The organism is Oxalobacter vibrioformis (genome assembly GCF_027118995.1).
Classification (GTDB): Bacteria; Pseudomonadota; Gammaproteobacteria; order Burkholderiales; family Burkholderiaceae_D; genus Oxalobacter; species Oxalobacter vibrioformis.
The window spans coordinates 1,134,693-1,159,745 of sequence record NZ_CP098242.1 but is presented as its reverse complement, the minus strand read 5'-3'; the positions used below and the strand labels follow the sequence as shown (position 1 = coordinate 1,159,745).

Annotated in this window: 20 protein-coding genes and 2 pseudogenes; 19 read left to right on the top strand and 3 right to left on the bottom strand. The window is 53.4% G+C overall.

Annotation, left to right across the window (positions count from 1 at the left end; translation table 11 throughout):
- The first annotated feature begins 10 nt into the window (after positions 1-10).
- From rsmH to lpxC, 15 genes are all read left to right on the top strand, one after another.
- Positions 11-964, top strand: coding sequence for a 16S rRNA (cytosine(1402)-N(4))-methyltransferase RsmH (gene rsmH, locus NB640_RS05740; protein ID WP_269310242.1), 954 nt, complete (start codon positions 11-13; stop codon positions 962-964).
- Positions 961-1,236 carry a cell division protein FtsL gene (ftsL, locus tag NB640_RS05735; protein WP_269310241.1) on the top strand — a complete coding sequence of 92 codons (276 nt, stop codon included), beginning with the start codon at positions 961-963 and terminating at the stop codon, positions 1,234-1,236. The genes rsmH and ftsL overlap by 4 nt, the downstream gene beginning before the upstream one ends.
- Entirely contained in the window at positions 1,233-3,008 is a 1,776-nt protein-coding gene (locus tag NB640_RS05730) for a peptidoglycan D,D-transpeptidase FtsI family protein (protein ID WP_269310240.1), read from the top strand. The genes ftsL and NB640_RS05730 overlap by 4 nt, the downstream gene beginning before the upstream one ends.
- A complete protein-coding gene (locus tag NB640_RS05725) occupies positions 3,005-4,534 on the top strand; it encodes a UDP-N-acetylmuramoyl-L-alanyl-D-glutamate--2,6-diaminopimelate ligase (protein WP_269310239.1) in 1,530 nt (509 codons plus the stop codon). Before NB640_RS05730 ends, NB640_RS05725 begins: the two co-directional genes overlap by 4 nt.
- Positions 4,518-5,873, top strand: a complete 1,356-nt coding sequence (locus NB640_RS05720) for a UDP-N-acetylmuramoyl-tripeptide--D-alanyl-D-alanine ligase (RefSeq protein WP_269310238.1) — start codon at positions 4,518-4,520, stop codon at positions 5,871-5,873. The genes NB640_RS05725 and NB640_RS05720 overlap by 17 nt, the downstream gene beginning before the upstream one ends.
- Before the next feature lie 10 nt (positions 5,874-5,883).
- A complete protein-coding gene (mraY, locus tag NB640_RS05715) occupies positions 5,884-7,053 on the top strand; it encodes a phospho-N-acetylmuramoyl-pentapeptide-transferase (RefSeq protein ID WP_269310237.1) in 1,170 nt (389 codons plus the stop codon).
- A 1-nt stretch (position 7,054) separates the two neighbouring features.
- Positions 7,055-8,551, top strand: coding sequence for a UDP-N-acetylmuramoyl-L-alanine--D-glutamate ligase (gene murD / locus NB640_RS05710; RefSeq protein ID WP_269310236.1), 1,497 nt, complete (start codon positions 7,055-7,057; stop codon positions 8,549-8,551).
- A gap of 2 nt (positions 8,552-8,553) precedes the next feature.
- Positions 8,554-9,801 carry a putative lipid II flippase FtsW gene (gene ftsW, locus NB640_RS05705; RefSeq protein WP_269310402.1) on the top strand — a complete coding sequence of 416 codons (1,248 nt, stop codon included), beginning with the start codon at positions 8,554-8,556 and terminating at the stop codon, positions 9,799-9,801.
- On the top strand, positions 9,794-10,882 hold the full coding sequence (gene murG, locus NB640_RS05700) for an undecaprenyldiphospho-muramoylpentapeptide beta-N-acetylglucosaminyltransferase (RefSeq protein ID WP_269310235.1): 1,089 nt from the start codon (positions 9,794-9,796) through the stop codon (positions 10,880-10,882). Before ftsW ends, murG begins: the two co-directional genes overlap by 8 nt.
- A 10-nt stretch (positions 10,883-10,892) precedes the next feature.
- A complete protein-coding gene (gene murC / locus NB640_RS05695; RefSeq protein WP_269310234.1) occupies positions 10,893-12,305 on the top strand; it encodes a UDP-N-acetylmuramate--L-alanine ligase in 1,413 nt (470 codons plus the stop codon).
- Positions 12,302-13,264: a D-alanine--D-alanine ligase gene (locus tag NB640_RS05690; protein ID WP_269310233.1), complete on the top strand. Its 963-nt coding sequence runs from the start codon at positions 12,302-12,304 to the stop codon at positions 13,262-13,264. The genes murC and NB640_RS05690 overlap by 4 nt, the downstream gene beginning before the upstream one ends.
- A 19-nt stretch (positions 13,265-13,283) precedes the next feature.
- Positions 13,284-14,045: a cell division protein FtsQ/DivIB gene (locus NB640_RS05685; RefSeq protein ID WP_269310401.1), complete on the top strand. Its 762-nt coding sequence runs from the start codon at positions 13,284-13,286 to the stop codon at positions 14,043-14,045.
- A gap of 17 nt (positions 14,046-14,062) precedes the next feature.
- Complete coding sequence (gene ftsA, locus NB640_RS05680) at positions 14,063-15,295, top strand: cell division protein FtsA (RefSeq protein ID WP_269310232.1); 1,233 nt, start codon at positions 14,063-14,065, stop codon at positions 15,293-15,295.
- A 115-nt stretch (positions 15,296-15,410) separates the two neighbouring features.
- The gene (gene ftsZ / locus NB640_RS05675) at positions 15,411-16,604 is read left to right on the top strand and encodes a cell division protein FtsZ (RefSeq protein WP_269310231.1); all 1,194 of its coding nucleotides are present in this window, start codon (positions 15,411-15,413) and stop codon (positions 16,602-16,604) included.
- Positions 16,605-16,774: 170 nt separating this feature from the next.
- Positions 16,775-17,710, top strand: coding sequence for a UDP-3-O-acyl-N-acetylglucosamine deacetylase (gene lpxC, locus NB640_RS05670; protein WP_269310230.1), 936 nt, complete (start codon positions 16,775-16,777; stop codon positions 17,708-17,710).
- A 4-nt stretch (positions 17,711-17,714) separates the two neighbouring features.
- On the opposite strand, the gene NB640_RS05665 is transcribed toward lpxC, so the two are convergent.
- Positions 17,715-18,176 carry a hypothetical protein gene (locus NB640_RS05665; protein WP_269310229.1) on the bottom strand — a complete coding sequence of 154 codons (462 nt, stop codon included), beginning with the start codon at positions 18,174-18,176 and terminating at the stop codon, positions 17,715-17,717.
- Between the two features lie 310 nt (positions 18,177-18,486).
- Between NB640_RS05665 and secA the strand changes: the two are divergent.
- The 4 genes and pseudogenes from secA to NB640_RS05650 form a co-directional block, all read left to right on the top strand.
- A pseudogene (secA, locus tag NB640_RS05660) lies at positions 18,487-21,016 on the top strand (preprotein translocase subunit SecA); the annotation flags it as partial.
- A 155-nt stretch (positions 21,017-21,171) separates the two neighbouring features.
- Positions 21,172-21,252 (top strand): annotated as a pseudogene (locus tag NB640_RS13035) (SEC-C metal-binding domain-containing protein); the annotation flags it as partial.
- A 36-nt stretch (positions 21,253-21,288) separates the two neighbouring features.
- Positions 21,289-22,527, top strand: a complete 1,239-nt coding sequence (gene argJ, locus NB640_RS05655; protein ID WP_269310227.1) for a bifunctional glutamate N-acetyltransferase/amino-acid acetyltransferase ArgJ — start codon at positions 21,289-21,291, stop codon at positions 22,525-22,527.
- Positions 22,527-23,393 (top strand): ATP-binding protein, encoded by an 867-nt coding sequence (locus NB640_RS05650; protein ID WP_269310226.1) that lies wholly within the window; start codon positions 22,527-22,529, stop codon positions 23,391-23,393. Before argJ ends, NB640_RS05650 begins: the two co-directional genes overlap by 1 nt.
- Positions 23,394-23,523: 130 nt before the next feature.
- On the opposite strand, the gene NB640_RS05645 is transcribed toward NB640_RS05650, so the two are convergent.
- Positions 23,524-23,895 carry an ASCH domain-containing protein gene (locus tag NB640_RS05645; protein ID WP_269310225.1) on the bottom strand — a complete coding sequence of 124 codons (372 nt, stop codon included), beginning with the start codon at positions 23,893-23,895 and terminating at the stop codon, positions 23,524-23,526.
- Entirely contained in the window at positions 23,867-24,922 is a 1,056-nt protein-coding gene (locus tag NB640_RS05640; RefSeq protein ID WP_269310224.1) for a GNAT family N-acetyltransferase, read from the bottom strand. Before NB640_RS05640 ends, NB640_RS05645 begins: the two co-directional genes overlap by 29 nt.
- Positions 24,923-25,053: the final 131 nt, after the last annotated feature.

The following is a 25,053-nucleotide window of genomic DNA, read 5'->3' as shown; positions in this document are numbered from 1 at the left end:
GAGTCAGGGCATGCCGGATTTGACACACCATTCGGTATTGCTCGCAGAGGCCGTGGATGCGCTTGCCATTTCAGGCGGGCGCATCCACGGGGTTTATCTTGATGGCACATTTGGTCGTGGTGGTCACAGCCGCCTGATTCTGGAGAGGCTTGGTGAGGGTGGTCGTCTGATTGCCTTTGACAAGGACCCCCAGGCGATTGCCGTGGCAAAACGCTTCGAGGATCCGCGTTTTGAGATTGTGCATGAAAGTTTTGCCGATCTGGATGTGGTGCTTGACGCGCGTGGTATTGAAAAAATTGACGGGATATTGCTGGATCTGGGTATTTCATCTCCACAGGTGGAAGCGGCGGATCGCGGCTTCAGTTTTCGTCTGGATGGTCCGCTTGATATGCGCATGGATCCGACACGGGGTGTTTCAGCTGCACAGTGGCTGGCATCAGAGAGTGAAGAAAAAATTGCGGAGGTAATACGTGAGTATGGGGAAGAACGGTTTGCTGTTCAGGTTGCAAAGGCGATTGTTGATGGCCGGTCGGCAACGCCCATCACTGGGACGAAGCAACTTGCCGACATCGTGGCAAAGGCAGTTAAAACGCGCGAGAAAGGTAAGGATCCAGCAACGCGGACCTTTCAGGCTGTACGGATTCATGTCAACAAGGAACTTGAGGATCTGGAGGTAGGGCTGGCGAAAGCCTGGGGACGTCTGTCATTACACGGGAGAATGGCGGTGATCAGTTTTCATTCACTTGAAGACCGTATCGTGAAGCGTTTTTTTGCTGACAGGGCAACTGTCCGGCAGCCGCATCGTCGATTGCCGATCCGTGCGGCAGAACTGCCACAGGCTGATATGAAGCTCCTGGGCAAGGCAAAGCCGTCTTTAGCAGAAATCGAGACCAACCCCCGGGCCCGTTCTGCCATGCTGCGTGTGGTTGAGCGGGTTTTGCTTTCCTCCGGGGAGGTGACATGAGAAGCGGGCATTTGCAGATTATTCTGGTGGTGGCACTGCTGTTAAGCGCGCTGATGCTGGTGAATGTGCGTTATCAGTCGCGCCGGCTTTTCGTCGAGCTTGAGTTTGAACTGACACAGGCCCGGCAACTGGAAGTGGAGTGGTCCCAATTGCAGTTGGACCAGTCAAGTCTGGGTAAGCATGCCCGTATTGAGAGTAGCGCCAGGCGCGATCTGAATATGGTGCATGTCATCCCGGCCAATACACGATTCATGACGGTGACGACGAAATGATGCGCATGATGAAATTTCCGGGAAATTCACGTGTTGCTGCGGCAAAGGGGGTGTCGTTTTCCGATACGCCTGAGCTGAAGGTCAAGCTGTCGAAGTGGCGGTCTCACATTGTTCTGTTTTTCCTCTTTTTTATTTTCATGTGCCTGATTGCGCGCGCCCTCTGGTTGCAGGTGCTTTCAACCGAATTCCTGCAGAAGCAGGGTGAATCCCGTTATGCGCGGACACTGGAGCTACCGGCCACCCGTGGAAAAATCACGGATCGGGACGGAACCGTGCTTGCCTCGAGTATTCCTGTCAGGGCGATATGGGCGATACCGGATGATGTGCTGTCCCAGCCAAAAGAAAAGCTTGGCGAACTGGCAAAGATGTTGGGGATGAGCGAGAAAAACCTGCGTGCACGGCTCGATTCGGATCGTGCTTTTGTCTATCTCAAGCGCCAGGTTGAGATGGATGTGGCTGACGCCATTTTGAAGCTCGGCATCAAGGGAATCCACACACGAAAGGAATACAAGCGGTATTACCCGGAAGGCGAGGTCATGTCGCATATTGTGGGTTTTACCAATGTGGAGGATATCGGGCAGGAAGGGATGGAGCTCGCATCGCAGAAAGTTCTTTCCGGCACAATCGGCAGCCGACGCGTGATCAAGGATCGCCTGGGCAATATCGTGGAAGACCTGCGTGCCATCAAGGAACCAAGGGATGGCAGCGACCTGGTCCTGTCTATCGACAGCAGTATCCAGTACATTGCATTCAAACAGCTTCAGGAAGCGGTTACCCTGCACAAGGCAAAGGCTGGTGCGGTGGTTGTGCTGGATATCCAGAGTGGGGAAGTGCTGGCACTGGCCAATCTGCCAAGTTACAACCCCAATGACCGCCGCCAGTTAAAAGGTGTTAGCCTGCGTAATCGCGCCTTGACCGATACCTATGAGCCGGGCTCAACCTTGAAGCCGTTTACCGTTGCGCTGGCCCTGGAAAAAGGAAAAGTGACACCGCAGACAAAAATCCAGACGGCGCCCGGAAAACTGGTAATCGGGGATGCCACGATTGGTGATGCCCATGCCCATGGGCTGCTTTCTGTTTCCCAGGTCATTGAGAAGTCATCCAATGTGGGTACGGCCAAACTGGCGCTGGACATGAAAGCAAAAGAAATGTGGGAGATGTTTACCGCATTGGGATTTGGCCAGCAGCCCGAATTCGGTTTCCCGGGAACGACAGCGGGTCGGGTGCGTCCTTACAAATCATGGCGGCCGATTGAACAGGCGACGATGAGTTATGGTCATGGTATTTCGGTCTCACTCATGCAGGTGGCGCGTTCTTACATGATTTTTGCCCGTAATGGCGATATGGTGCCGCTGTCGCTGGCTCGTGTGGATGACATGCCGGTCGGGCAGCAGATCATTTCTGAAAAAACAGCCAAGGCGGTGCGAAACATGCTGGAAATGGCTTCCGGCCCCGGGGGCACCGCGCCACGCTCCCAGGTGCCGGGGTATCGCGTCGCTGGAAAAACGGGCACAACGCACAAGATTGAAGGCGGCAAGTATGTCAACAAGTATGTCGCGTCATTTGTCGGTTTTGCCCCGGCATCCAATCCGCGGATCATTGTTGCCGTCATGATCGATGAGCCCTCCAATGGGCAGCATTATGGCGGGATGGTGGCGGCACCTGTTTTCTCCAGAATTGTGGCCAATACGCTGAGAACCATGAATGTCACACCGGACTCATCGGTAACCAATATCGTGATCCCACAGGATGGGCCGAGGGAGAGCCTATGACAAACCGTTCACAGATTCGCGCTGTATCGGAATGGCTTGGCAAAACCTGTCCGAATGGTGATCTTTTTTCCGACTCGCGGGAGATTGTATCGGCCGGAAAAGATGCGGTTTTCTTTGCCTATCAGGGAGATGCCACTGACGGAAGAAGCTATATTGCCCACGCGATTGAAAATGGTGCCAAAGCCATTGTTTATGAAGAAGCGGGGTTTGACTGGAAAACGGAATGGCACATTCCGCACCTGGCAGTAAAAGGACTGAAAGCGCTGGCAGGTCCTGTCGCCGATGCCTACTATGGCAACCCTTCTGCCTCTATGTATGTGGTAGCCGTTACCGGCACAAACGGTAAAACTTCCTGCACCCAATGGCTGGGAAGCGCGCTTTCCCGTCTGGGAGAAAAGACGGCAGTCATTGGCACGCTGGGGATCGTGGTTTTTGAAAACGGGAATGCCGGCAAGGCGGAAATTACCGGTTACACCACGCCGGATCAGGTGCAGTTGCAAAGGAAACTGGCGATGTTGCGCGAGGAGGGGGTCGCCTGTGTTGCCATTGAGGCATCTTCGATTGGTATCGAGGAGTGCCGCTTGAATGGTCTTGTTATCGATACGGTGCTTTATACCAATTTCACCCGTGATCATCTGGATTATCACAAGAATATGGCGGCGTATGAAGCGGCTAAGCGAAAACTCTTTGACTGGCCAGGGTTAAAGCATGCGGTAATGAATCTGGATGACGCCAAAGGCCGGGAATGGGCATCAGCCATCAACGGGAAGTTGTCGGTATCGGGTTACACGATTCAGGATGAAAAAATGGAAGGTATTCCCGTATTGCGCGCTACCGAAATCCAGGCACGGCAGAATGGAACCGTATTTCTGGCCGATGCCCGGGAAGGGCATTCCCGGATCCAGACCCGTCTTGTCGGCAATTTCAATGTCAGCAATGTGCTGGGGGTTCTGGGCGTGTTGTTGACACATGGAGTCCAATGGAAGCCTGCGGTTTCAGCCGTTTCAGCACTTGAACCGCCTCCCGGCCGCATGCAGCCGCTTGGGGGGCAGAATGCGCCGCTCGTTGTGATCGATTATGCCCATACACCTGATGCGCTCGAAAAGGGGCTCCAAGCGCTTCGTTCGGTTGCCACGGACAGAAAAGGCGCGCTCTGGTGTGTATTCGGCTGCGGTGGCGATCGTGACCGGGGCAAGCGCAAGGATATGGGGCGGGTATCCGAGATGGCGGATCACATCATTGTGACCAGTGACAATCCGCGAAGCGAAGTGCCCCAGCAGATTATTGACGATATTGTGTCAGGTATGACACGCCCGGCGCTGACAATAGAAGACCGGGCGTCGGCTATTCTCCAGGCGGTCAAACAGGCATCTGCCCATGATGTGATTTTTCTTGCCGGTAAGGGACACGAGACTTATCAGGAGGTAAAGGGGGCAAAACACCCGTTTGTTGATGCAGATCACGCATCGCTGGCGCTGGCCACGTATGAGGTCATGAAAAAGGAACGGCATGAAAACGAGTCTTGATGAAATCCAAACATGGGTTCCCGGCAGCCATCTACACGGGAAGGCTGTTTTTGATGGTGTTTCCACTGATACGCGGACTGTGGGGAAAGGCAATCTTTTTGTGGCGTTGAAAGGAGAGAATTTTGACGCGCATGATTTTCTGCCTGAGGTGTCTGGCAAAGATGTTGCCGCTGTCGTAGCCGAGCGGTTGCCTGAGGGGTTTTCACTGCCTGCGCTGCTTGTGAAGGACAGTCGCCTGGCGCTGGGCGAAATGGCAAGACACTGGCGCAGCCGTTTTGATCTGCCGGTTATTGGTGTAACCGGCAGTAACGGCAAGACAACGGTCAAGGAAATGATTGCGGCCATTCTGCGGACGGCTTATGGTGACGCCCGTTTTCTGGCAACAGCCGGCAACCTGAATAATGACATCGGGGTGCCACAGACGCTTTTCCGGCTGGATGATTCTCACCGGGCAGCGGTGATCGAGCTGGGGATGAATCATCCGGGTGAGATTGCTTATCTTGCAGCGATTGCAGAGCCGACAGTCGGGCTTGTGAATAATGCCCAGCGCGAACACCAGGAGTTTATGCTCAATGTTGAGGCGGTCGCCAAAGAAAATGGCAGTGTGATACAGGCCTTGCCACCTGATGGTGTTGCTGTATTTCCGGCAGGCGATGCGTTTTCCGGGTTGTGGGAAGGATATGCAAAAGAAACCGGGATGCGAAAAATCCTGACCTTTGGTTTTGACGAAGGCGCGTCTGTCAAAGGGCAATACGATTCAGGCAGCAGCAAGCTGGATATCCATATTGGAGGGACGGCGGTTTCTGTGCAACTGGCTGTTATCGGCCAGCACAACGCGCACAATGCGCTGGCCGCTGCGGCATGCTGCCATGCGATAGGCATTGAAGCTGAGGTGATTGGTAAGGGGCTGGAATCTTTCCTGCCGGTGAATGGCCGGTTGCAGAAGAAGGTGGCGGCAAATGGTGCCAGGCTGATTGATGATACCTACAATGCCAATCCGGATTCGGTTCTTGCCGCGATTGATGTACTCGCGCAGATGGATTCCCCGCGGGTACTGGTGCTTGGTGACATGGGGGAAGTTGGTAACGAAGGGTCGCGCTTTCATGAAGAGATCGGCGCTTATGCCCGGGAAAAAGGGATTGATCACTTTTTCGTGCTGGGCGAACAGGTCCGTCATGCGGCACGCGCCTATGGTGACAAGGCACGATATTTTGAAGATGTGGTTCTCCTGACGGCAAGTCTCAGGGAAGTTGCGCTGCCTTCTGCAACGATACTGGTCAAAGGGTCCCGTTTCATGAAGATGGAGCGTGTGGTGAATAATCTGGTAGAGAGAGAATAAGGGATTACGGATGCTGCATTGGCTGGCACAACAATTTCAGCAGGATATCAGCTGGATGAGGATGTTCGGATACATCACTTTCCGTGCGGTATTCGCCTCACTCACGGCGCTGACCATCGGGCTTATTGCAGGGCCCTGGGTCATCCGGCTTCTGACCCGCCTCAAGGTGGGACAGGCTGTCAGGCAGGACGGGCCGCAGACGCATCTTGCCAAATCGGGTACACCCACCATGGGTGGCCTGCTCATCCTGATTGGTATTGGTATCTCAACTTTGTTGTGGTGTGATCTTTCCAACCGCTTCATCTGGGTCGTACTCATTGTCACGCTGGGATATGGTGCTATCGGGTGGGTTGATGACTATCGTAAGGTGGTCCATAAAAATCCCAAGGGGATGTCATCCAAGGAGAAATATTTCTGGCAATCCCTGATTGGTATTTTCGCGGCCGTTTACCTGGCGTTCTGTGTGTCGGGCGAAAGCAATGCGGAAGTCTGGAATCTGTTCGTGGAATGGATTCGCTCAGGGCTGGATGCCGATTTGCCGGCCAAGGCTGACCTGATCGTGCCTTTTTTCAAGACGATCAGCTATCCGCTTGGCGTGTGGGGATTTATTGCCCTCACCTATTTTGTCATTGTCGGCACAAGTAATGCGGTCAATCTGACAGACGGGCTCGACGGCCTGGCTATTATGCCGACCATCATGGTAGGCACGGCTTTGGGGGTTTTTGCTTATCTGACAGGTAATTTTACCTATGCGCATTATCTGTTTATCCCGTTTATTCCGGGGGCAGGTGAGCTGCTGATTTTCTGTGGTGCCATGGCAGGAGCCGGGTTGGCTTTTCTCTGGTTCAACGCCTATCCGGCGCAGATGTTCATGGGGGATGTCGGTGCGCTGGCACTGGGTGGTGCCCTGGGCACAATCGCCGTTATTGTGCGGCAGGAGATTGTACTTTGCATCATGGGCGGAATTTTTGTTGCCGAGACGATTTCCGTGATGATGCAGGTCGTATTTTTCAAGTATACGAAGAGGAAATACGGTGTGGGGCGGCGGATTTTCCTGATGGCGCCGCTGCACCATCATTTTGAACAAAAAGGATGGAAGGAAACGCAGGTTGTCGTGCGCTTCTGGATTATTACGATGATGCTGGTCCTGTTGGGGCTGTCAACACTGAAATTACGCTGATATGGATTACACAGGCAAAAAAGCACTGGTACTTGGGCTCGGAGAATCGGGCCTGGCAATGGCGCGCTGGCTGGCGCGCTGCGGTGCTTTTGTGCGTGTGGCAGATACTCGCGATGCGCCTGAAAGGCTGGGTCTTTTGCAGCAGGAAATACCGGCGGCAGCGTTCATCGGCGGACCGTTTTCCGCCAGCCTCGTGGATGGCATGGATATGATTGCGGTCAGTCCCGGCCTGATGCCCAATACTGATCTGGCTGGAATTCTGCCAGCGGCCAATGCCGGACAGATTCCCCTCTGGAGCGAAATCGAGCTTTTTGCCCAGGCACTAGCCTTTCTGGAAGAGAGTCAGGACTACCGCTCTAAGGTGATCGCAATAACCGGCACCAACGGTAAGACAACCGTGACCAGCCTGACAGGCAGGATGTGTGAGCGGGCGGACAAAACGGTAAAGGTGGCAGGCAATATCAGCCCGGCTGTACTGGACGTGCTGCGAGAGTCGCTGGATGAAAAGACATTGCCTGAAATCTGGGTGTTGGAATTGTCCAGCTTCCAGCTGTGGAGTACTGTCAGCCTGAATGCGGATGCGGCAACGGTGCTCAATGTGACGCAGGACCATCTGGACTGGCATGAAACGATCAGTGCCTATGCCGAGGCAAAAAAACGGATATTCGGTGCATCAACCATTCCGGTGCTGAACCGGGATGATCCCCTGGTCATGGCAATGGCGTTGCCGGATAAAAGGGCGGTGACATTCGGGTTGGATAAACCAGAAAATGCGGGGGATTTTGGCATTCACAACAATCGGGGCATGGACTGGCTTTGTGTGATGAATGCGCGTGAAACCGGTATGCCGGACAGTAAAAAGAATGCAGTGCTTCCGCTGGAACTGCAACTTCAGGATCTGATGCCGGCAGGAGCGCTTCACATCCGTGGCAGACATAATGCCAGTAATGCCCTGGCGGCGCTGGCGCTGTGCCGCGCAATCGGTTTGCCCATGGCGCCGCTTTTACATGCGCTTAAAGGGTATCGTGGTGAGCCTCATCGTGTGGAAGTGGTGATGGATGTCTCCGGCGTTTGCTATATCGATGACAGCAAGGGGACCAATGTGGGCGCAACGGTCGCCGCGGTGGAAGGGCTGGGTGCTGAAAAGGGAGGGGAACAAAAACGTCTGGTTCTTATTGCTGGCGGTGATGGCAAGGATCAGGATTTCAGCCCGCTTTTTGCGCCGGTCGCAAATCATGTGCATACGGTTTTACTGATCGGAAAAGATGCCCGTGTGATTGAAAAGGCGCTGGAACAAAGTGGCGCGGAACTGGTGTTGTGCGAGTCGCTGGAACAGGCGGTGCAACAGGCGGCCAACATTGCCCGGGAAGGAGATGTGGTGCTGCTTTCTCCTGCCTGCGCCAGTATGGATATGTTCAAAAATTATGCGCACCGGGCAGGGGTGTTTGTCTCAACCGTCAGGGAAGTGGCGTTATCCAGAGGTGAGGTGGTGACATGAATATGGTGAAAAGACTGGTTGCGGGAATTCCCGGTTTCAGTCTGAAGCCGGTGTCTTTCGAGCAGCGCTCGAAGATGATGCGTTTTGACCGGCATCTGCTGGGGGTTGTGCTTGCCCTGATTCTTTTGGGGCTGGTTATGGTGTATTCGGCCTCGATTGCCCTGCCGGATTCCCCCAAGTATGCCAATTACCAGCCTACGCATTTCCTGTTCAGGCAAAGTATTTTTATCCTGATGGGGCTGTGTGCCGGTTTTGTCGTGTCGCGTATTCCCATCGGTTTCTGGCAGAAGTACGCGCCCTGGTTTTTCGTCTTCACGCTGATTCTTCTTGTGCTGGTTCTGATCCCGGGCATTGGCAAAGGCGTCAATGGCGCACGCCGCTGGATACCTTTCAAGATATTCAATCTTCAGCCATCGGAGCTGATGAAGCTTTTCATTGTGCTGTATGCCGCTGATTATACCGTTCGCAAGCAGAGTGTCATGAAAAAACTGAGCAAGGGCTTTTTGCCGATGGCCAGTGCACTGGGGCTGATCGGGCTGTTGTTACTGCTGGAACCGGATCTGGGTGCGCTTGTGGTGATTGTTGCCATTGCCATGGGGATTCTTTTCCTCGGTGGATTTAACGGGGTATGGTTTTTCGGGATTATTACCACGCTGGTCGGGATTTTCAGTGCGGTTATCATGCTGTCTCCCTGGCGACGGGAGCGGATTTTTGCTTATCTGAATCCATGGGATGGCGAGCATGTGTTGGGTAAGGCTTATCAGTTGTCCCATTCACTGATTGCATTCGGACGGGGCGAACTGTTTGGTGTCGGCTTGGGCGGCAGTGTCGAAAAACTGCATTATCTGCCCGAAGCGCACACGGACTTTTTGATGGCGGTCATTGGAGAGGAATTCGGATTTGTCGGCGTCATTGTGGTGGTCATGCTTTTTTACTGGCTGGTCAAGCGGGCTTTTGATATCGGCAGGCAGGCCATCACGATGGACCGGATTTTTGCCGGGCTCGTGGCCCAGGGAATCGCTGTATGGATTGGTGTGCAGGCCTTCATCAACATGGGCGTGAATCTCGGCTTGCTGCCAACAAAGGGGCTGACGCTGCCATTGATGAGTTATGGCGGATCGGGCATGCTGATTAACTGTATCGGCCTGGCCATTCTTTTCCGGGTGGATTATGAAAACCGCTTGATCATGCGGGGAGGGCGTTCTCATGAAGGTGCCCGCTCCTATGAAGGAGGGCTGCCCGATGAATAAGCCCAAACGCCTCATTATTATGGCAGCAGGTACTGGCGGACACATTTTTCCCGGGCTTGCCATTGCCCGCACCATGCGGGAAAAGGGGTGGCAGGTTACCTGGCTCGGGACACGGCATGGCATGGAAACCACACTGGTGCCGGCCCAGGGGATTGAGCTGGACAGCATTGATTTTGCGGGCATGCGAGGCAAAGGGCTGATGCATATGGTGACAGGCGGCATCAAATTACTGGCTGGCATGGCATCCTGCCTGAATATTATATGCCGCCGCAAGCCGGATCTCGTGGTTGGCATGGGGGGGTATGTGACCGTACCTGGTGGTTTTGCGTGCCGGATAATGGGTGTGCCGCTTGTCCTGATCAATGCCGATGCCGGGTTGCTGCTTTCAAACAAAACCCTGTTGCCTGCCGCCAAGCGGATTTTGTTCGGTTTTCCGGCTGATCCTGCCGTCATGACAGAAAAGGGTGTGCTGACGGGTAATCCGGTCAGACATGAGATTGCCGTGTTGCCCGAGCCAAAAAACCGTTACGAACAAAGAAACGGGCCGTTAAATGTGCTGGTGATCGGAGGGAGTCTCGGTGCCCGTGCGCTGAATGAATGTATGCCTTATGCACTGGCACAACTGTCGCCGGAGCATCGTCCGCGCGTGATTCACCAGACAGGAAAGGAACATTCCGCCAGTGTCCGCCAGGCGTATATGGCGGCACAGGTTGAGGCGGAAGTGGTTGAGTTTATTGATGACATGGCGTTCAGGTATGCCAGTACGGATCTGGTGGTATGCCGGGCGGGTGCCATTACGGTTTCCGAACTGACGGCAGCCGGTCTTGCCAGCATCCTGGTGCCGTTTATTGCCTCCAGTACATCGCATCAGCGTGACAATGCCACCTATATGGCGGCACATAAGGCGGCGGTTCATCTGCCCCAGAGTGAACTGACACCGGAGCATCTGGCGTCACTGCTTCGGGATATGACACGTGAGCGGTGCCTGGCAATGGCGGAGGTTGCCTATGCGCTTGGCAGAAGACATGCCAACGAAGCGATTGCCAATGAACTGGAACGTGTGGCGAATGAAAAAAATTGATTGAGAAAATATGAAACACAAGGTTAAAAATATTCATTTTGTCGGTATTGGCGGTAGCGGTATGAGCGGTATTGCGGAAGTACTGCTCACCCAGGGCTACAGCATTTCCGGTTCGGATCTCGCCAGCAATGCCGCTACAAGGCGCCTGGAGCGGCTTGGCGCCCGCGTGATACGGGGGCATGATCCGGAAAATATTGAAAATGCCGATGCCATCGTGATTTCTTCTGCGGTGACCCAGGATAATCCGGAAGTGCTTGCCGCCCGCAGGAAATGTATTCCGATCGTTCCGCGGGCCGTCATGCTGGCAGAACTGATGCGTTTAAAGCGCGGGATTGCCATTGCCGGCACGCACGGGAAAACAACGACAACCAGCCTGGTGGCAAGTGTCCTCGCTGAAGGCGGTTTTGACCCCACCTTTGTGATTGGCGGCAGGCTCAACAGTGTCGATGCCAATGCTGCCCTGGGAACGGGGGACTTTATTGTGGCGGAAGCCGATGAGTCGGATGCCTCGTTTTTGAATCTTTTTCCAGTGATTGAAGTGATCACGAATATTGATGCGGATCACATGGATACCTACGGACATGACTTCACCCGGCTCAAGCAGGCATTTATCGAGTTTACCCAGCGGCTGCCTTTTTATGGGCGGGCGGTACTCTGTATTGATGACAGCAATGTTCGCGAGATCAAGCCGTTTATTTCGAAGCCGGTAACGACGTATGGTTTTCACGAGAATGCGGACGTGCGGGCCGTGGATGCCGAGGCGCAGGGTTCCCTGATGATTTTCACTGTCCTGCAGCAGGGATATCCGGATATGAAAGTGAAGCTCAACCAGCCGGGTATGCACAATGTGCAAAATGCCTGCGCGGCCATTGCCATTGCGCGTGAGCTGGGGATTTCTGATGAGGCAACCCAGAAAGCGCTGGAAGAATTTACGGGCGTTAACCGCCGCTTTACCCGCCTCGGAAAAATAACCTTACCGGAAACGGAGGAAAAGCCGGGGGGCACAGCCGAACTGATTGATGATTACGGACACCATCCGGCAGAGGTGGCAGCGACCATTGCCGCGGCCCGGGGGGCCTATCCGGAACGCCGGCTTGTGCTGGTATTCCAGCCACACCGCTATACACGGACGCGTGACCTCTTTGAGGATTTTGTGAAAGCATTGTCCGGGACCGATGTCTTACTTCTTGCCGAGGTGCATCCGGCCGGCGAGCAGCCGATCGTGGCAGCTGACGGGCGTTCACTTTCCCGTGCCATTCGGGTTGCGGGGAAAGTGGACCCGGTTTTTGTCGAGGATATCGAGGAGATGCCGGTCGCGATTCTCAATGTGATAAAGGATGATGATGTGGTTGTCGTTATGGGGGCAGGGGCAATCAGCCGCGTTCCTGCAAAACTGATTGACATGTCGGCAGGTAAATCATGAGTGATAAAAAAAGAGCCAGCCAGCTGGGCAAAGTCGGTGTGCTGCTGGGAGGACAATCCGGGGAACGCGAAATTTCCCTGCGATCCGGCAGTGGTGTGCTTGCCGCGCTGTTGAGCCGTGGCGTAAATGCGCATCCCTTTGACCCGGGTGAGCGATCGCTGGTCGAACTGGCGGAAGAAAAATTTGATCGTGTGTTTATTGCATTGCATGGACCCTATGGTGAAGACGGCACGATGCAGGGGGTACTGGAGCAATTGGGCATTCCCTATACCGGCTCGGGTGTGATGGCTTCGGCACTGGCGATGGACAAGGTCATGACAAAGCGTATCTGGCTGTCAAAAAACCTGCCAACACCGCGTTACATTGAATTAAGCCGGCAGTCTGACTGGAACGCTGTCATTGCGGAACTGGGCCTGCCATTGATCGTCAAGCCCGCGCATGAAGGATCAACGCTGGGGATAAGCCGGGTCACAACAGCGGATGCGTTGCCTGCCGCTTATGCGCTTGCCGCCCAATATGACAAATCGGTGCTGGCGGAAGAATTCATTGCCGGCATGGAGCTGACCTGTCCGGTGCTGGATATGGATGGCGAGCCGCGGGCGCTGCCGCTGGTCAGGATCATTGCGCCGGATGCAAATTATGACTATGAAAACAAGTACTTCAGCGGCAAGACACAATATCTCTGCCCCTGTGGTCTCGATGAAAATCTGGAAAAGGAAATACAGGCAGTTACCGTTGAGGCATACAAGATGCTGGGCTGCCGCGGGTGGGGAAGGGCTGACATCATGCTCCGGGCCTCGGATGAAAAGCCTTATCTGCTGGAAATGAATACATCGCCGGGCATGACGGATCAGTCGCTGGTACCGCGGTCAGCCCGTGCGGCAGGAATTGATTATGAGGAGTTGTGTATGAGGATCCTGGAGGCGGCAACCCTGGATCGTGAGAAAACAAAGTGGTAAAGACGGGCCGGGATGCTTTATGTGGCATGACGTCAGGTTATTGAACGGAATCGCCAATGTGCTGCTGACATTGTTTGTTGTCACGGTGCTGGCCGGGTGTTTTTTGTGGTTTGCCCAGCAGCCGTTTTTTACGCTGACTGTGATTCAGGTACAGGAGGCCGAAGGGAAGACGTTAAAACATGTGAATGCATTGACGGTAAGAGGGGTGGCGTTGCCACGCATCAAGGGTAATTTTTTTACGGTAGACCTGGATGCGGTCAGGGAGGCGTTCAAGGCTGTTCCCTGGGTAAGAGAAGCCACTGTGCGGCGCAAATGGCCAAATGGACTGGTTGTTGCCATTGAGGAGCACAAGCCGTTGGGAACATGGGGTGAAGATGGCCGCCTGCTCTCGATAAAGGGGGATGTGTTTACGGCGAACCTGGCGGAAGCTGAAGAGGAAGTGAATTTATTACGGTTTTATGGTCCTGAAGGGAGCGAAAAGGAAGTGGTCATGCGATATGAGGAACTGAAAAGAGGGTTTGCCGTGATCAGGCTGGAACCGGTTCTGCTGGAACTGTCTGAACGGTATGCCTGGCGGACCACGCTGAATAATGGCATGACAGTGCGCTTTGGACGGGAAGAAGGACGCATCTCGATGCGCGAACAGATGGGGCGTCTGCTGGCCGTCTATCCCCGGCTGGCAGCACAAGTGAAAAACGGGATCAGGGGAATTGATTTGCGTTATCCGAATGGACTGGCACTGAGAGCAGACGGGATGGTGCCTGATATTGGCGGACAGTAAAGGGAATAAGAGCAACCATGACTAAAGACCTGAAAAACCTGATAGTTGGTCTGGATATCGGAACGTCCAAGGTAGTGGCCCTTGTTGCGGAGGTGTTGCCTGATGGCCGTCATGAAATTATCGGCCTGGGACAGCATGAGTCAAAAGGCCTGAAAAAAGGGGTTGTCGTCAATATTGAGGCGACAGTGGAATCGATCCAGCGCGCGTTGGAGGAAGCCGAACTCATGGCGGACTGCAAGATCCGCAATGTATATACCGGTATTGCCGGCAGCCATATCCGCAGCTTCAATTCACGCGGTATGGTCGCCATCAAGGACAAGGAAGTGACTGCTGCCGATGTCAGCCGGGTGATTGAAACGGCGCGTGCCGTCAATATCCCGAATGACCAGCAGTTTTTGCATACCGTTTCGCAGGAGTTTATTGTCGACAGCCAGGAGGATGTGCGCGAGCCGATCGGGATGAGCGGCATCCGTCTGGAAGTCAAGGTGCATATTGTGACGGGCGCCGTTTCCGCGGTCCAGAACATCGTGAAATGCGTGCGTCGCTGTGGACTGGAGGTATCTGATCTGATGCTGCAGCCGATGGCATCAGCTGATGCGGTGCTGACACCGGATGAAAAGGAACTGGGTGTCGTGCTGATTGATATCGGCGGGGGCACGACAGATATTGCGGTATTTACCGAAGGCGCCATCCGCCATACCGCGGTGATCCCGATTGCCGGTGACCAGATCACCAATGACATTGCCATGGCATTGCGCACACCGACACTGGAAGCCGAAGAGATCAAGCGCCGCTACGGCATTGCCAAGCAGGTGCTGGTTGATCCGTCCGAAACCATTGAAGTGCCGGGGCTGGGTGACAGGGGACCGCGCACTCTCTCGCGGCAGATGCTGGCAGCAGTTATTGAGCCGCGTGTCGAGGAGCTTTTTGCGCTTGCCCTGCAGGTGGTGCGGGAGTCGGAGTATGAAGAGGTGCTTTCATCCGGTGTGGTACTCACCGGCGGTTCCGCATTGATGCCGGGTATGGCGGAACTGGCAGAGGATGTTTTCCTGAAACCGGCAAGGGTTGGGCAGCCCGGATACCACGGACAGCTTGCCGATATGGTTCGCAGCCCGCGTTATTCAACAGCGCACGGTTTGCTGCACGAAGCCAGAAAGCAGTATTTGCGGGGAACGGTTGTGACACAGCAGCAGGGGTCCGCCAAGGCCATCTGGCAGCGGATGAAGGAATGGTTTGTCGGGAATTTTTAGGTTTGGCAGTTTTGAATTGATGTTTTTATTTATGACAGGAGGGTTTTCAACGGGAAGTTGTCACATCGCGTGAAGGCTTTCATTTGGGAACCGCATTCAGACAGGGAGTGTAATTATGAAATTTGATATGGTTGATAATGCAGTGCTAGGAACCGTCATCAAGGTGGTCGGCGTTGGGGGCGCAGGGGGAAATGCCATCCAGCACATGATCAACAAAGGCGTTTCCGGCGTTGAATTTATTGCGGCCAATACGGACGCACAGTCGCTTTCCCATTCCAGCGCGCACAATATTATCCAGATTGGTGATACCGGTCTGGGTGCCGGCATGAAGCCGGAGGTGGGGCGTCAGCTGGCAGAAGATTCACGCGAGCGGATTGAAGATGCGTTGCGGGGAGCGCATATGGTCTTTATCGCTGCCGGCATGGGTGGCGGGACGGGTACCGGGGCATCCCCCATCGTTGCGGAAGTAGCCAAGTCACTGGGGGCGCTCACGGTTGCGGTTGTCTCCAAGCCTTTCTCCTACGAAGGACAGCGCTGTATGGATATGGCCGATGAAGGGCTTGAAGCGCTGGAATCCCATGTTGACTCGCTGATCGTGATTTTAAACGAGAAGTTGGAAGAAATCTATGAAGAGGCGAGCATGATGGAGTGGCTCCAGCATGCGGATGATGTGCTGAATAATGCGGTTGCCGGTATCGCTGAAATCATCAATGTGCGCGGCCATATCAATGTGGACTTCAATGACGTGAAAACGATCATGGGTGAGCAGGGCAAGGCCATGATGGGAACCGCTGCGGCTTCAGGTATTGACCGTGCGCGGATTGCTGCCGAGCAGGCCGTTGCCTCGCCGCTTCTGGATGGGGTTGACCTGTCCGGCGCACGAGGTGTGCTGGTCAATGTGACCGCCAGCCGCAATCTCAAGGGCAAGGAAATCAAGGATGTCATGGCGACCGTCCGCGCTTTTGCCTCGCCGGATGCCACGATTGTGCAGGGAATTGCCTACGATGACCAGATGGAAGACGACATCCGTGTTACCGTCGTGGCAACGGGGCTGGGCCGTAACAAGAAGCCGATGCACCTGATTCAGACACCGCAGTTGCGTACCGGAACCAACGATGCGCTGGTACGTATGGATGGCGCTGACCAGGTCCAGGGGACTATGACTTCCACCATGCAGTTTGATGCGCTGGACAAGCCGGCCGTATGGCGCCATGGACGTGATTCTGCGACTGACACGGTGCGGGCACTGGAAAAGAACGGCATGGAAACCTATGATATCCCGGCTTTCCTGCGCAGGCAGGCGGACTGATCCTGTCAAAGTCCCTGTCTGAAACGGCAGGAAATGGCGTCTGCCGGTTAATTCCGGGATAGTCGCTGTTTCCTGCAGATGCTGAAAAAATATGCGATCATGTTGTCAAGCATGTAAAATAGCAGACCATAAAAACGAAACCCAACACAGACGTCCCTGCCAAAAACATTATGTTGAAACAACGTACGATTAAATATCTGACACGCACAGTGGGTATCGGCCTGCATTCGGGTTATAAGGTTGAGCTGGTGCTCAGGCCTGCTGCGCCCAATACCGGTATTGTTTTTCATCGCACCGATCTGAATCCTCCTGTCTCGATTCCGGTCAGTGCCGAGGCGATCGGGGATACCCGTATGGCTTCAACGCTTGTCAAGGATGGCGTACGGGTTTCAACGATTGAGCACATCATGTCGGCCTGTGCCGGTCTTGGCATCGATAATCTTCATGTTGATGTCAGTGCGGAAGAAATTCCGATCATGGATGGGTCGGCATCGTCTTTTGTCTTTCTTTTGCAGCAGGCGGGGCTTGAAGAGCAGGATGTGGCCAAAAAGTATATCCGTGTCAAAAAGCCGGTCGAAGTCCGGGAAGGCGAGGGCAAGGAGGAAAAATGGGCCAGGCTGGAGCCATACAATGGTTTTCGCTTGGATTTTTTTATTGAATTCAATCATCCGGCCATTGATTCCACGCATCAGCGTGCGCTGGTGGATATGGCAGAAGTTTCCTATGTCAGGGATGTGTCACGTGCCAGGACTTTCGGTTTTGTCAGGGATGTGGAGACCCTGCGTGGTATGGGGCTGGCAAGGGGTGGTTCGCTGGAAAACGCCATCGTGATGGATGAATACCGTATCCTCAATCCGCATGAACTCCGTTACGATGACGAATTTGTCCGCCACAAGATCCTGGATGCAATCGGCGACCTTTATATCGTCGGCTATCCTATCCTGGCGTCCTATACGGCTCATAAGTCTGGTCACGCGCTGAACAACCAGCTGTTAAGGGAGTTGCTTTTGCAGCCCGATGCCTATGAAGTGGTGAGTTTTGAAACATCGGATGCGGCGCCCAATTCCTGGTTTTCCCAGAGCGCCCGCGAATGGGTTCCGGCATAAGCCGCTATTTCGGTTGCTTCTGGTGCCGTCTTATCATGGTGTGAATGGCTGTCGCCAGCGCAGGATCCGTACCTGACTGTGTCAGGTAATTTTCCAGTTTTTCCAGTTCGGCTACCGCTTCAGCAGAAAGTGGTTTTTTTTGCGGTGTGTATTGTGGCGGCGCCTGTCTTTTCAGCCTGACCTTGACCCGAATGGTTTCAACAGGCCACCCGGCATTTTCCAATTCTCTCTGAAGCTGCGGCAGTTTCTGGCGAAGCCTGGCGGCGCCAGCCTGGCTTGGCACCCCGATGATCAGTTGCGTTTTTTCCAGTTGCAGTACCTCGCTGGCGCCAAAATGCCCCATGAGAATGTCTTCGCAGGCTTTTTGCAGGGACATCAGGCGTGAGGCGTTGGGCAGCATACCGGCTATCCTGTCGTGCATTTGCAGGAAGTCAGTAACGGGGGCACAGGTGTTTTTCTTGCTCATGCTGCTGGTGGCCGGATGTTGAAAAATGAGGGATGCAACCGATTTTTCCGGATGTTACTCCGGTTCTTTTGTCATGATAACGGATAAACCGCTTTCGGATTGCCGGAAATCTGCTGTTTGCACTGCTTGAAATAATACCCGCCAGCCCCATCTGTTGTTTTTATGCTTAAAGAAGAAGGAGAAGTTGGTCAATAGTCTTAAGGCTCTTGACCGCGCGTGATAAAATTCCTTCTTTAAACGGCAGGTTTTGATGCAGCATCAAAACTTTGAGCATGGCAGTCAATAACTGCCTTACTTTCAAGAATGTAACATGTCCATACTGACCCGTATTTTTGGCAGCCGCAACCAGCGCCTGTTAAAGCAATACAACAAAACCGTTTCGCAGATCAATGTGCTTGAGCCATCGATGGAAAAACTGTCCGACGATGAGCTGAAAGCAAAAACCCCCGAATTCAAGGAAAGACTGGCCAAGGGCGCCACGCTGGATGACCTCTTGGTTGAGGCATTTGCCGTTTGCCGGGAGGCCAGCAAACGGGTGCTGAGGATGCGCCCTTTTGATGTGCAACTGGTTGGCGGCATTGCGCTGCACCAGGGGAAAATTGCTGAAATGGGGACCGGTGAAGGCAAAACCCTGGTGGCGACGCTTCCCGCCTACCTCAATGCACTGGCGGGAAAAGGCGTGCATGTGGTGACGGTGAATGATTACCTGGCACAGCGCGATGCGGAATGGATGGGACGCCTGTACTCCTGGCTGGGACTGACAACCGGGATCAATCTTTCGCAGATGGAACATGAAGACAAGCAGGCCGCGTATGCCTCGGATATCACCTATGGCACGAATAATGAATACGGCTTTGATTACCTGCGTGACAACATGGTGTACGAAGTGGCTGACCGGGTTCAGCGACCGCTGAACTTTGCGATTGTTGACGAGGTGGACTCCATCCTGATCGATGAGGCGAGAACACCGCTTATCATTTCCGGCCAGGCTGAAAACAGTACGGATCTGTATTACAAGATGAATCAAGTGCCGTCTTTGTTGACGGAGCAGATCGGGGAAGATTCCCCGGATGGCAAGAGCAAGATCGAGGTGCACGGTGATTACACCAAGGATGAGAAATCGCATCAGGTGCTGCTGACCGAGGCCGGCTTTGAAAAGGCGGAAAAAATCCTGGCCCAGATGGGGCTGCTGCCGGAAGGCGCATCACTGTATGATGCCGCCAACATCATGCTGATTCACCATCTGAATGCCGCGCTTCGCGCCAATACACTCTATCACCGTGACCAGCACTATGTCGTGCAGGACGGTGAAGTCATCATCGTTGATGAATTTACCGGTCGTCTCATGACAGGGCGCCGATGGTCTGATGGCCTGCATCAGGCCGTTGAAGCCAAGGAAGGGGTCCAGATCCAGAATGAAAACCAGACACTGGCATCCATCACCTTCCAGAACTATTTCAGGATGTATGACAAGCTGGCCGGGATGACAGGTACTGCCGATACGGAAGCGTATGAATTCCAGGAGATTTATGGCCTGGAAACGGTGGTCATTCCTCACAATCGCCCCAACCAGCGCCAGGATCGCCATGACCAGGTATTCAGGACCGAGCAGGAAAAATACGGGATCATGATCAAAGACATCAAGGACTGCTACGAGCGGGGGCAACCAGTGCTGGTCGGGACGACTTCCATTGAAAGTTCCGAGCTGCTGTCAAAGGTCCTGACCAAGGCCGGGCTGCCGCATAATGTGCTGAATGCGAAGCAGCATGCGCGCGAAGCCGAAATTATTGCCCAGGCCGGCCGGCCGAAGATGATCACGATCGCCACCAACATGGCGGGGCGCGGTACCGATATTGTCCTTGGCGGCAATGTGGAAAAACAGATTGAATTCATTGAGGCGGATGAATCGCTGCCAGAAGAACAGAAGCAGGAAAAAATCCGGACATTGCGTGACGAATGGCAATCGCTGCATGACCATGTCGTCAATACGGGCGGCCTGCATATTGTCGGCACCGAGCGGCATGAGTCCCGGCGTGTTGACAACCAGTTGCGCGGACGTTCCGGGCGTCAGGGTGATCCGGGGTCTTCCCGGTTCTACCTGTCGATGGATGATCCCCTTTTGCGGATTTTTGCCGGTGAACGCATGCGTGCCATCATGGACAGGCTCAAGCTGCCCGAGGGTGAAGCCATTGAGGCCGGTATCGTGAACCGCTCAATCGAATCCGCGCAGAGAAAGGTGGAAGGACGAAACTTTGATATCCGCAAGCAGTTGCTCGAATATGATGATGTGGCCAATGACCAGCGCAAGGTCATGTACCAGCAGCGAAACGAACTGCTGGAAGCAGAAGATACAACAGAGCTGGTGACATCACTGCGCCATGGTGTCTTTATCGACCTGTTTAGGATGTACGTGCCGGAAGAGTCTGTTGAGGAGCAATGGGATATTGCCGGACTGGAACGCGATCTGGCTGCGGAGTGGCGGCTGAATATCCCGCTGGTCGATATGGTTGGAAAACACAAGGACATGTCTGATGCCGATCTGCTGGAGCACCTTCTGCAGGTAACCGATGATGCCTATAAAGCCAAAGTGGATATGGTCGGCCAGGAACTCTTTTCCGGTTATGAGCGCAGTGTCGTCCTGCAGAGCATGGACACGCACTGGCGTGAACATCTGGCGGCTTTGGATCATCTCCGGCAGGGCATTCATCTTCGGGGCTATGCCCAGAAGAATCCCAAACAGGAATACAAGCGTGAGGCATTTGACCTGTTTTCCATGATGTTGGAACTTATCAAGAATGATGTGACAAGCAAACTCATGCTGGTTCGCATCCAGTCAAGAGATGAGGTGGAAATGGCCGAGCAGCAGTTGATGCAGCCGTCCGTTTCCAATCTCAATTACATGCACCAGGAGTTCCGGGAGGCATCACCCGAAGAGGAAGCGCTGGAAGCCGCAGCAGACCAGACAGAAAAGAAACAGCAGCCGATGGTCAATGCGGTGCCAAAGGTCGGACGCAATGATATGTGTCCCTGCCAGAGCGGCAAGAAGTACAAGCATTGTCACGGCAAGCTGAAGTAACAAACATCATGCTGTTTTTACCGTCAGGAGAATCCTATGGCCGTTAATCTTTTTCCGCCTTTAGCGGCTGATCTCAAGCCTGTCTCCGGTGTGAGGCTTGGTGTGGCCCGGGCCAATATCCGAAAGCCGGATCGCAAGGACTTGCTGGTCGTTGTCCTGGGGCACGAGGCCACCGTATCCGGTGTTTTTACGAAAAACCGCTTTTGCGCAGCGCCTGTCCAGATATGCAAGGCGCATATGGCGCAGGCCAGAAAAGACAATCTTCCCATCCGTGCTCTTTTAGTCAATACCGGCAATGCCAATGCCGGAACCGGTGAGCGTGGCTATGATGATGCCATGTCCACTTGTACCATGCTTGCCGCGCTGCTGAGCTGCAAGGCAGAGCAGGTGATGCCTTTTTCCACCGGCGTCATTTTGGAGCCGCTGCCGGTAGACCGGATCATTGCCGGTATGCCCTTTGCCATTGATCATTTGGGTGAAGACAACTGGCTGGATGCGGCAGAAGCCATCATGACGACAGATACCGTACCCAAGGCGGCGTCGCGTACGGTGCAGATTGAAGGTAAAACGATCACCGTTACCGGCATGAGCAAGGGGGCCGGCATGATCAAGCCCAATATGGCCACGATGCTGGGATTCATGGCAACGGACGCCAATGTGCCGCAGGACCTGCTGGATGACATGCTCACAAAGGCAACGGACGCCTCGTTTAACTGCATTACCGTAGATGGTGATACTTCCACGAATGATTCGTTGATCCTGATCGCGTCAGGCGTTGTGGATGTTGGCATTGAAAATGCGCAATCCCCTTCCTGTGCCCTGTTGCAGGAAGCGATAACCAGCCTGGCGCAGGAACTGGCGCAAAAGGTGGTGCGCGATGGGGAAGGCGCAACCAAATTCATGACGATCACGGTAGAAGATGGTGCCAGTATCGATGAGTGCAGGACGATTGCCTATTCTGTCGCCCACTCGCCACTGGTCAAAACCGCCTTTTATGCCTCTGATCCCAACCTGGGACGTATTCTGGCAGCTATCGGTTATGCCGATGTCGACGACCTGGATGTGAGCCAGTTGAACCTTTATCTGGATGATGTCTGGGTTGTCCGAAACGGCGGGCGCAATCCCGATTACAAGGAAGAAGACGGTCAGCGGGTGATGCAGCAGAGCGAAATTACTGTCCGGATCAATCTGGCACGCGGTGATGCCACCGCCACCATCTGGACATGCGATCTGTCGCATGATTATGTTTCCATTAATGCCGATTACCGTTCGTAATGTCGCCACTTGAACAATTTCTGACGCGTGCCGAGGCTGTTTTATCACGGCTGGAAAGTCTGATGCCGCCTGCTGTTGAAGCCATCGACTGGGAAACGCCGTCTGTCGCCTACCGCTGGCGCAGCAGAAACGGGCGGGGTACCCTCCGGCCGCTTGTGCATTCCACACGGATATCCCTGCCGGATCTGTATTTTATTGAACGCCAGAAAGGATTGCTGGAGCAGAATACCCGCCAGTTTATTGAAGGCAAGCCGGCAAACAATGTGTTGCTGACAGGCGCCCGGGGAACCGGAAAGTCCTCACTGATCCGCGCGTGCCTGAACCAGTTTGCCGACAAGGGGTTGCGGCTGATCGAGGTGGACAGGAATGACCTGGTTGACCTGGTCGATATTGGCGAGCTGATTGCCTCCCGTCCGGAACGATTTATCCTCTACTGTGATGATCTTTCCTTTGATGAAGGCGAAAGCAGTTACAAGGCACTCAAATCTGCGCTGGATGGCAGTGTGGCGGCCCAGCCGGACAATATGCTGATTTATGCCACGTCCAACCGGCGGCATCTGCTACCGGAGCGCATGTCAGACAATCTGGGCTATGCCCAGGGCAAGGACGGCGATATCCATCCGGGTGAAACGGTTGAGGAAAAAATTTCCTTTTCCGACCGTTTCGGGCTGTGGCTGTCGTTTTATCCTTTCAGCCAGGATGAGTACCTGACGATTGTCGCGCACTGGCTGCGATCATTCGGCTGTCCGGATGCGCAGGTGGAAGACGCCCGTGCCGAGGCACTGCAGTGGGCGCTTCACCGGGGGTCGCGTTCCGGGCGAACCGCGTGGCAGTTTGCACGGGATTTCTCCGGTCGGCATCTGTAATGCTCAATGAGGCATTTCTCGATATTTCCTCGAACAGCTATACGGTTAGGCCGGTCATAAAAAGAGCCTGCGTTGTTGTCAAGCTTGTTCTCTGAAGCTACTTTGAAACGGTTTTGAAAAGAGGCCGTGATTATAAATAACAGAAGGACTGAGGCGGCATTTCCCGTCCCAATATTGTTTTAATGTCCAGTGGTTTTTTATAGCGGCGTGCGACACCTATTTTAATAGCATAGGCTGTTTTTCGTCCTCGGAAATACTCATTGAAGAATTTCTTCGTGATTCCAGAAAATTCTGATGTCGCAGACCATAGATCATTAGGGGTATCTGACATAAACTCGTCTATATCAAACTCTCCAATAACTTTACCGACAGGCATAGTCGCATAAATAACGGCTGTTTTGACACCAGTCGCTTTGGGAATCGCTTTTCTAAACTCGAATAATTTTTGACCATCCAGAATTTTTTCTGCATATTCAGGCTTTATTGATAATAAGACCTTCATCGACCTGCCCCCTTCGTATGATATTTAAAAATTGTTCATTCGACAGCGGCATAAAGCCCCAGTAAGCATCTTCATCCAAACCGACATCATCGAGCATTTCTGAGCGGGTCACCCGTCTTTTTAAAGCAATGTTATAGGTGAAACGAATAATGTAAGGGTATCGTTTCCGATTCCAGAATGTAGATAATTCATCCTCACTAAAAACGCTGTAGGGCCGACAGTAATTCAAGAAATCATCACGAGAGACAAATGAATTGATGTGTCGATATTCTTCAACAACACAGATTGATGTCGCGACTGAACGATAGCGGGCAGGGCCTTGACCATCTGAAGTTCTATAAATTAAGAGAGCATCTCCCTCTCGTAGATTTTCCACACCAGACATCGCTGTGAGATAAACCTTATGGATGCTATTTGTGTGAGAGACGTCCTGCACGACATCAGAGCCTTCTGTTTTTAGAATGGAATCGGGGAGAAGGCGAGTATGCCACTTAGGTTTTATCGATAGAAGAAAATTGCGGTTTCCATCCAATTGCACGAGAGGATAGCTGGATAGCATGTCAATATATTCACGCCGCATATCACGGACTAAAACGAGTTCTGTGCCATTTTGGCTTGGTTTCTCCGCCTGCTGACGAAAGCCATATCTTTCATATAGGGCGACCAGAGCTTTATGGTGGGAGAAGACAGTTACATAAATTTCTTTCACGTTTGTGTGCAGTGCGTGATCAAAAATTTTCTTGACAAATCTTTCACCGAGGCGAGTGCCGTGGGGGTTGATTTTCATGGTCCCCACCTTGATTCTCAGCGCGTCTGTTAATATAGGTGTCACATCTGTAACGGGGCCATCTTCTATTTTTAAGTATAAAAACCCATCAAGATCGCCCGAGTTGCCGCGAAAAGTATATGCCGACTCATCTGCTTTTCTGGCGAACCAATCTGAAAATTCCTTATAGTCGTTTTTTAAAGAATCAAAAAATGGATCACCTAAATCGATGTCCTTAAATTTTTTTGTTTCTAGATTCATTCTTTCTCCGGCGTTTGGCTGACGATATTTTATGAAATCCGGCCATATTATTTGCGACAATGTGACGAATCGCTATATTTTAGCTACAAAAATCCACCTTTAATGGGTGATTAAAGGTGGATTAAGGGCCT

Coding starts and splice junctions, on each gene's coding strand:
- murG (WP_269310235.1), top strand. CDS start 9,794: ATGAATAAGCCCAAACGCCTCATTATTATGGCAGCAGGTACTGGCGGA.
- NB640_RS05685 (WP_269310401.1), top strand. CDS start 13,284: ATGTGGCATGACGTCAGGTTATTGAACGGAATCGCCAATGTGCTGCTG.
- NB640_RS05730 (WP_269310240.1), top strand. CDS start 1,233: ATGATGCGCATGATGAAATTTCCGGGAAATTCACGTGTTGCTGCGGCA.
- argJ (WP_269310227.1), top strand. CDS start 21,289: ATGGCCGTTAATCTTTTTCCGCCTTTAGCGGCTGATCTCAAGCCTGTC.
- ftsW (WP_269310402.1), top strand. CDS start 8,554: ATGGTGAAAAGACTGGTTGCGGGAATTCCCGGTTTCAGTCTGAAGCCG.
- NB640_RS05720 (WP_269310238.1), top strand. CDS start 4,518: ATGAAAACGAGTCTTGATGAAATCCAAACATGGGTTCCCGGCAGCCAT.
- ftsZ (WP_269310231.1), top strand. CDS start 15,411: ATGAAATTTGATATGGTTGATAATGCAGTGCTAGGAACCGTCATCAAG.
- lpxC (WP_269310230.1), top strand. CDS start 16,775: ATGTTGAAACAACGTACGATTAAATATCTGACACGCACAGTGGGTATC.
- NB640_RS05725 (WP_269310239.1), top strand. CDS start 3,005: ATGACAAACCGTTCACAGATTCGCGCTGTATCGGAATGGCTTGGCAAA.
- ftsA (WP_269310232.1), top strand. CDS start 14,063: ATGACTAAAGACCTGAAAAACCTGATAGTTGGTCTGGATATCGGAACG.
- NB640_RS05665 (WP_269310229.1), bottom strand. CDS start 18,176: ATGAGCAAGAAAAACACCTGTGCCCCCGTTACTGACTTCCTGCAAATG.
- NB640_RS05690 (WP_269310233.1), top strand. CDS start 12,302: ATGAGTGATAAAAAAAGAGCCAGCCAGCTGGGCAAAGTCGGTGTGCTG.
- rsmH (WP_269310242.1), top strand. CDS start 11: ATGCCGGATTTGACACACCATTCGGTATTGCTCGCAGAGGCCGTGGAT.
- NB640_RS05640 (WP_269310224.1), bottom strand. CDS start 24,922: ATGAATCTAGAAACAAAAAAATTTAAGGACATCGATTTAGGTGATCCA.
- mraY (WP_269310237.1), top strand. CDS start 5,884: ATGCTGCATTGGCTGGCACAACAATTTCAGCAGGATATCAGCTGGATG.
- murD (WP_269310236.1), top strand. CDS start 7,055: ATGGATTACACAGGCAAAAAAGCACTGGTACTTGGGCTCGGAGAATCG.
- NB640_RS05650 (WP_269310226.1), top strand. CDS start 22,527: ATGTCGCCACTTGAACAATTTCTGACGCGTGCCGAGGCTGTTTTATCA.
- NB640_RS05645 (WP_269310225.1), bottom strand. CDS start 23,895: ATGAAGGTCTTATTATCAATAAAGCCTGAATATGCAGAAAAAATTCTG.
- murC (WP_269310234.1), top strand. CDS start 10,893: ATGAAACACAAGGTTAAAAATATTCATTTTGTCGGTATTGGCGGTAGC.
- ftsL (WP_269310241.1), top strand. CDS start 961: ATGAGAAGCGGGCATTTGCAGATTATTCTGGTGGTGGCACTGCTGTTA.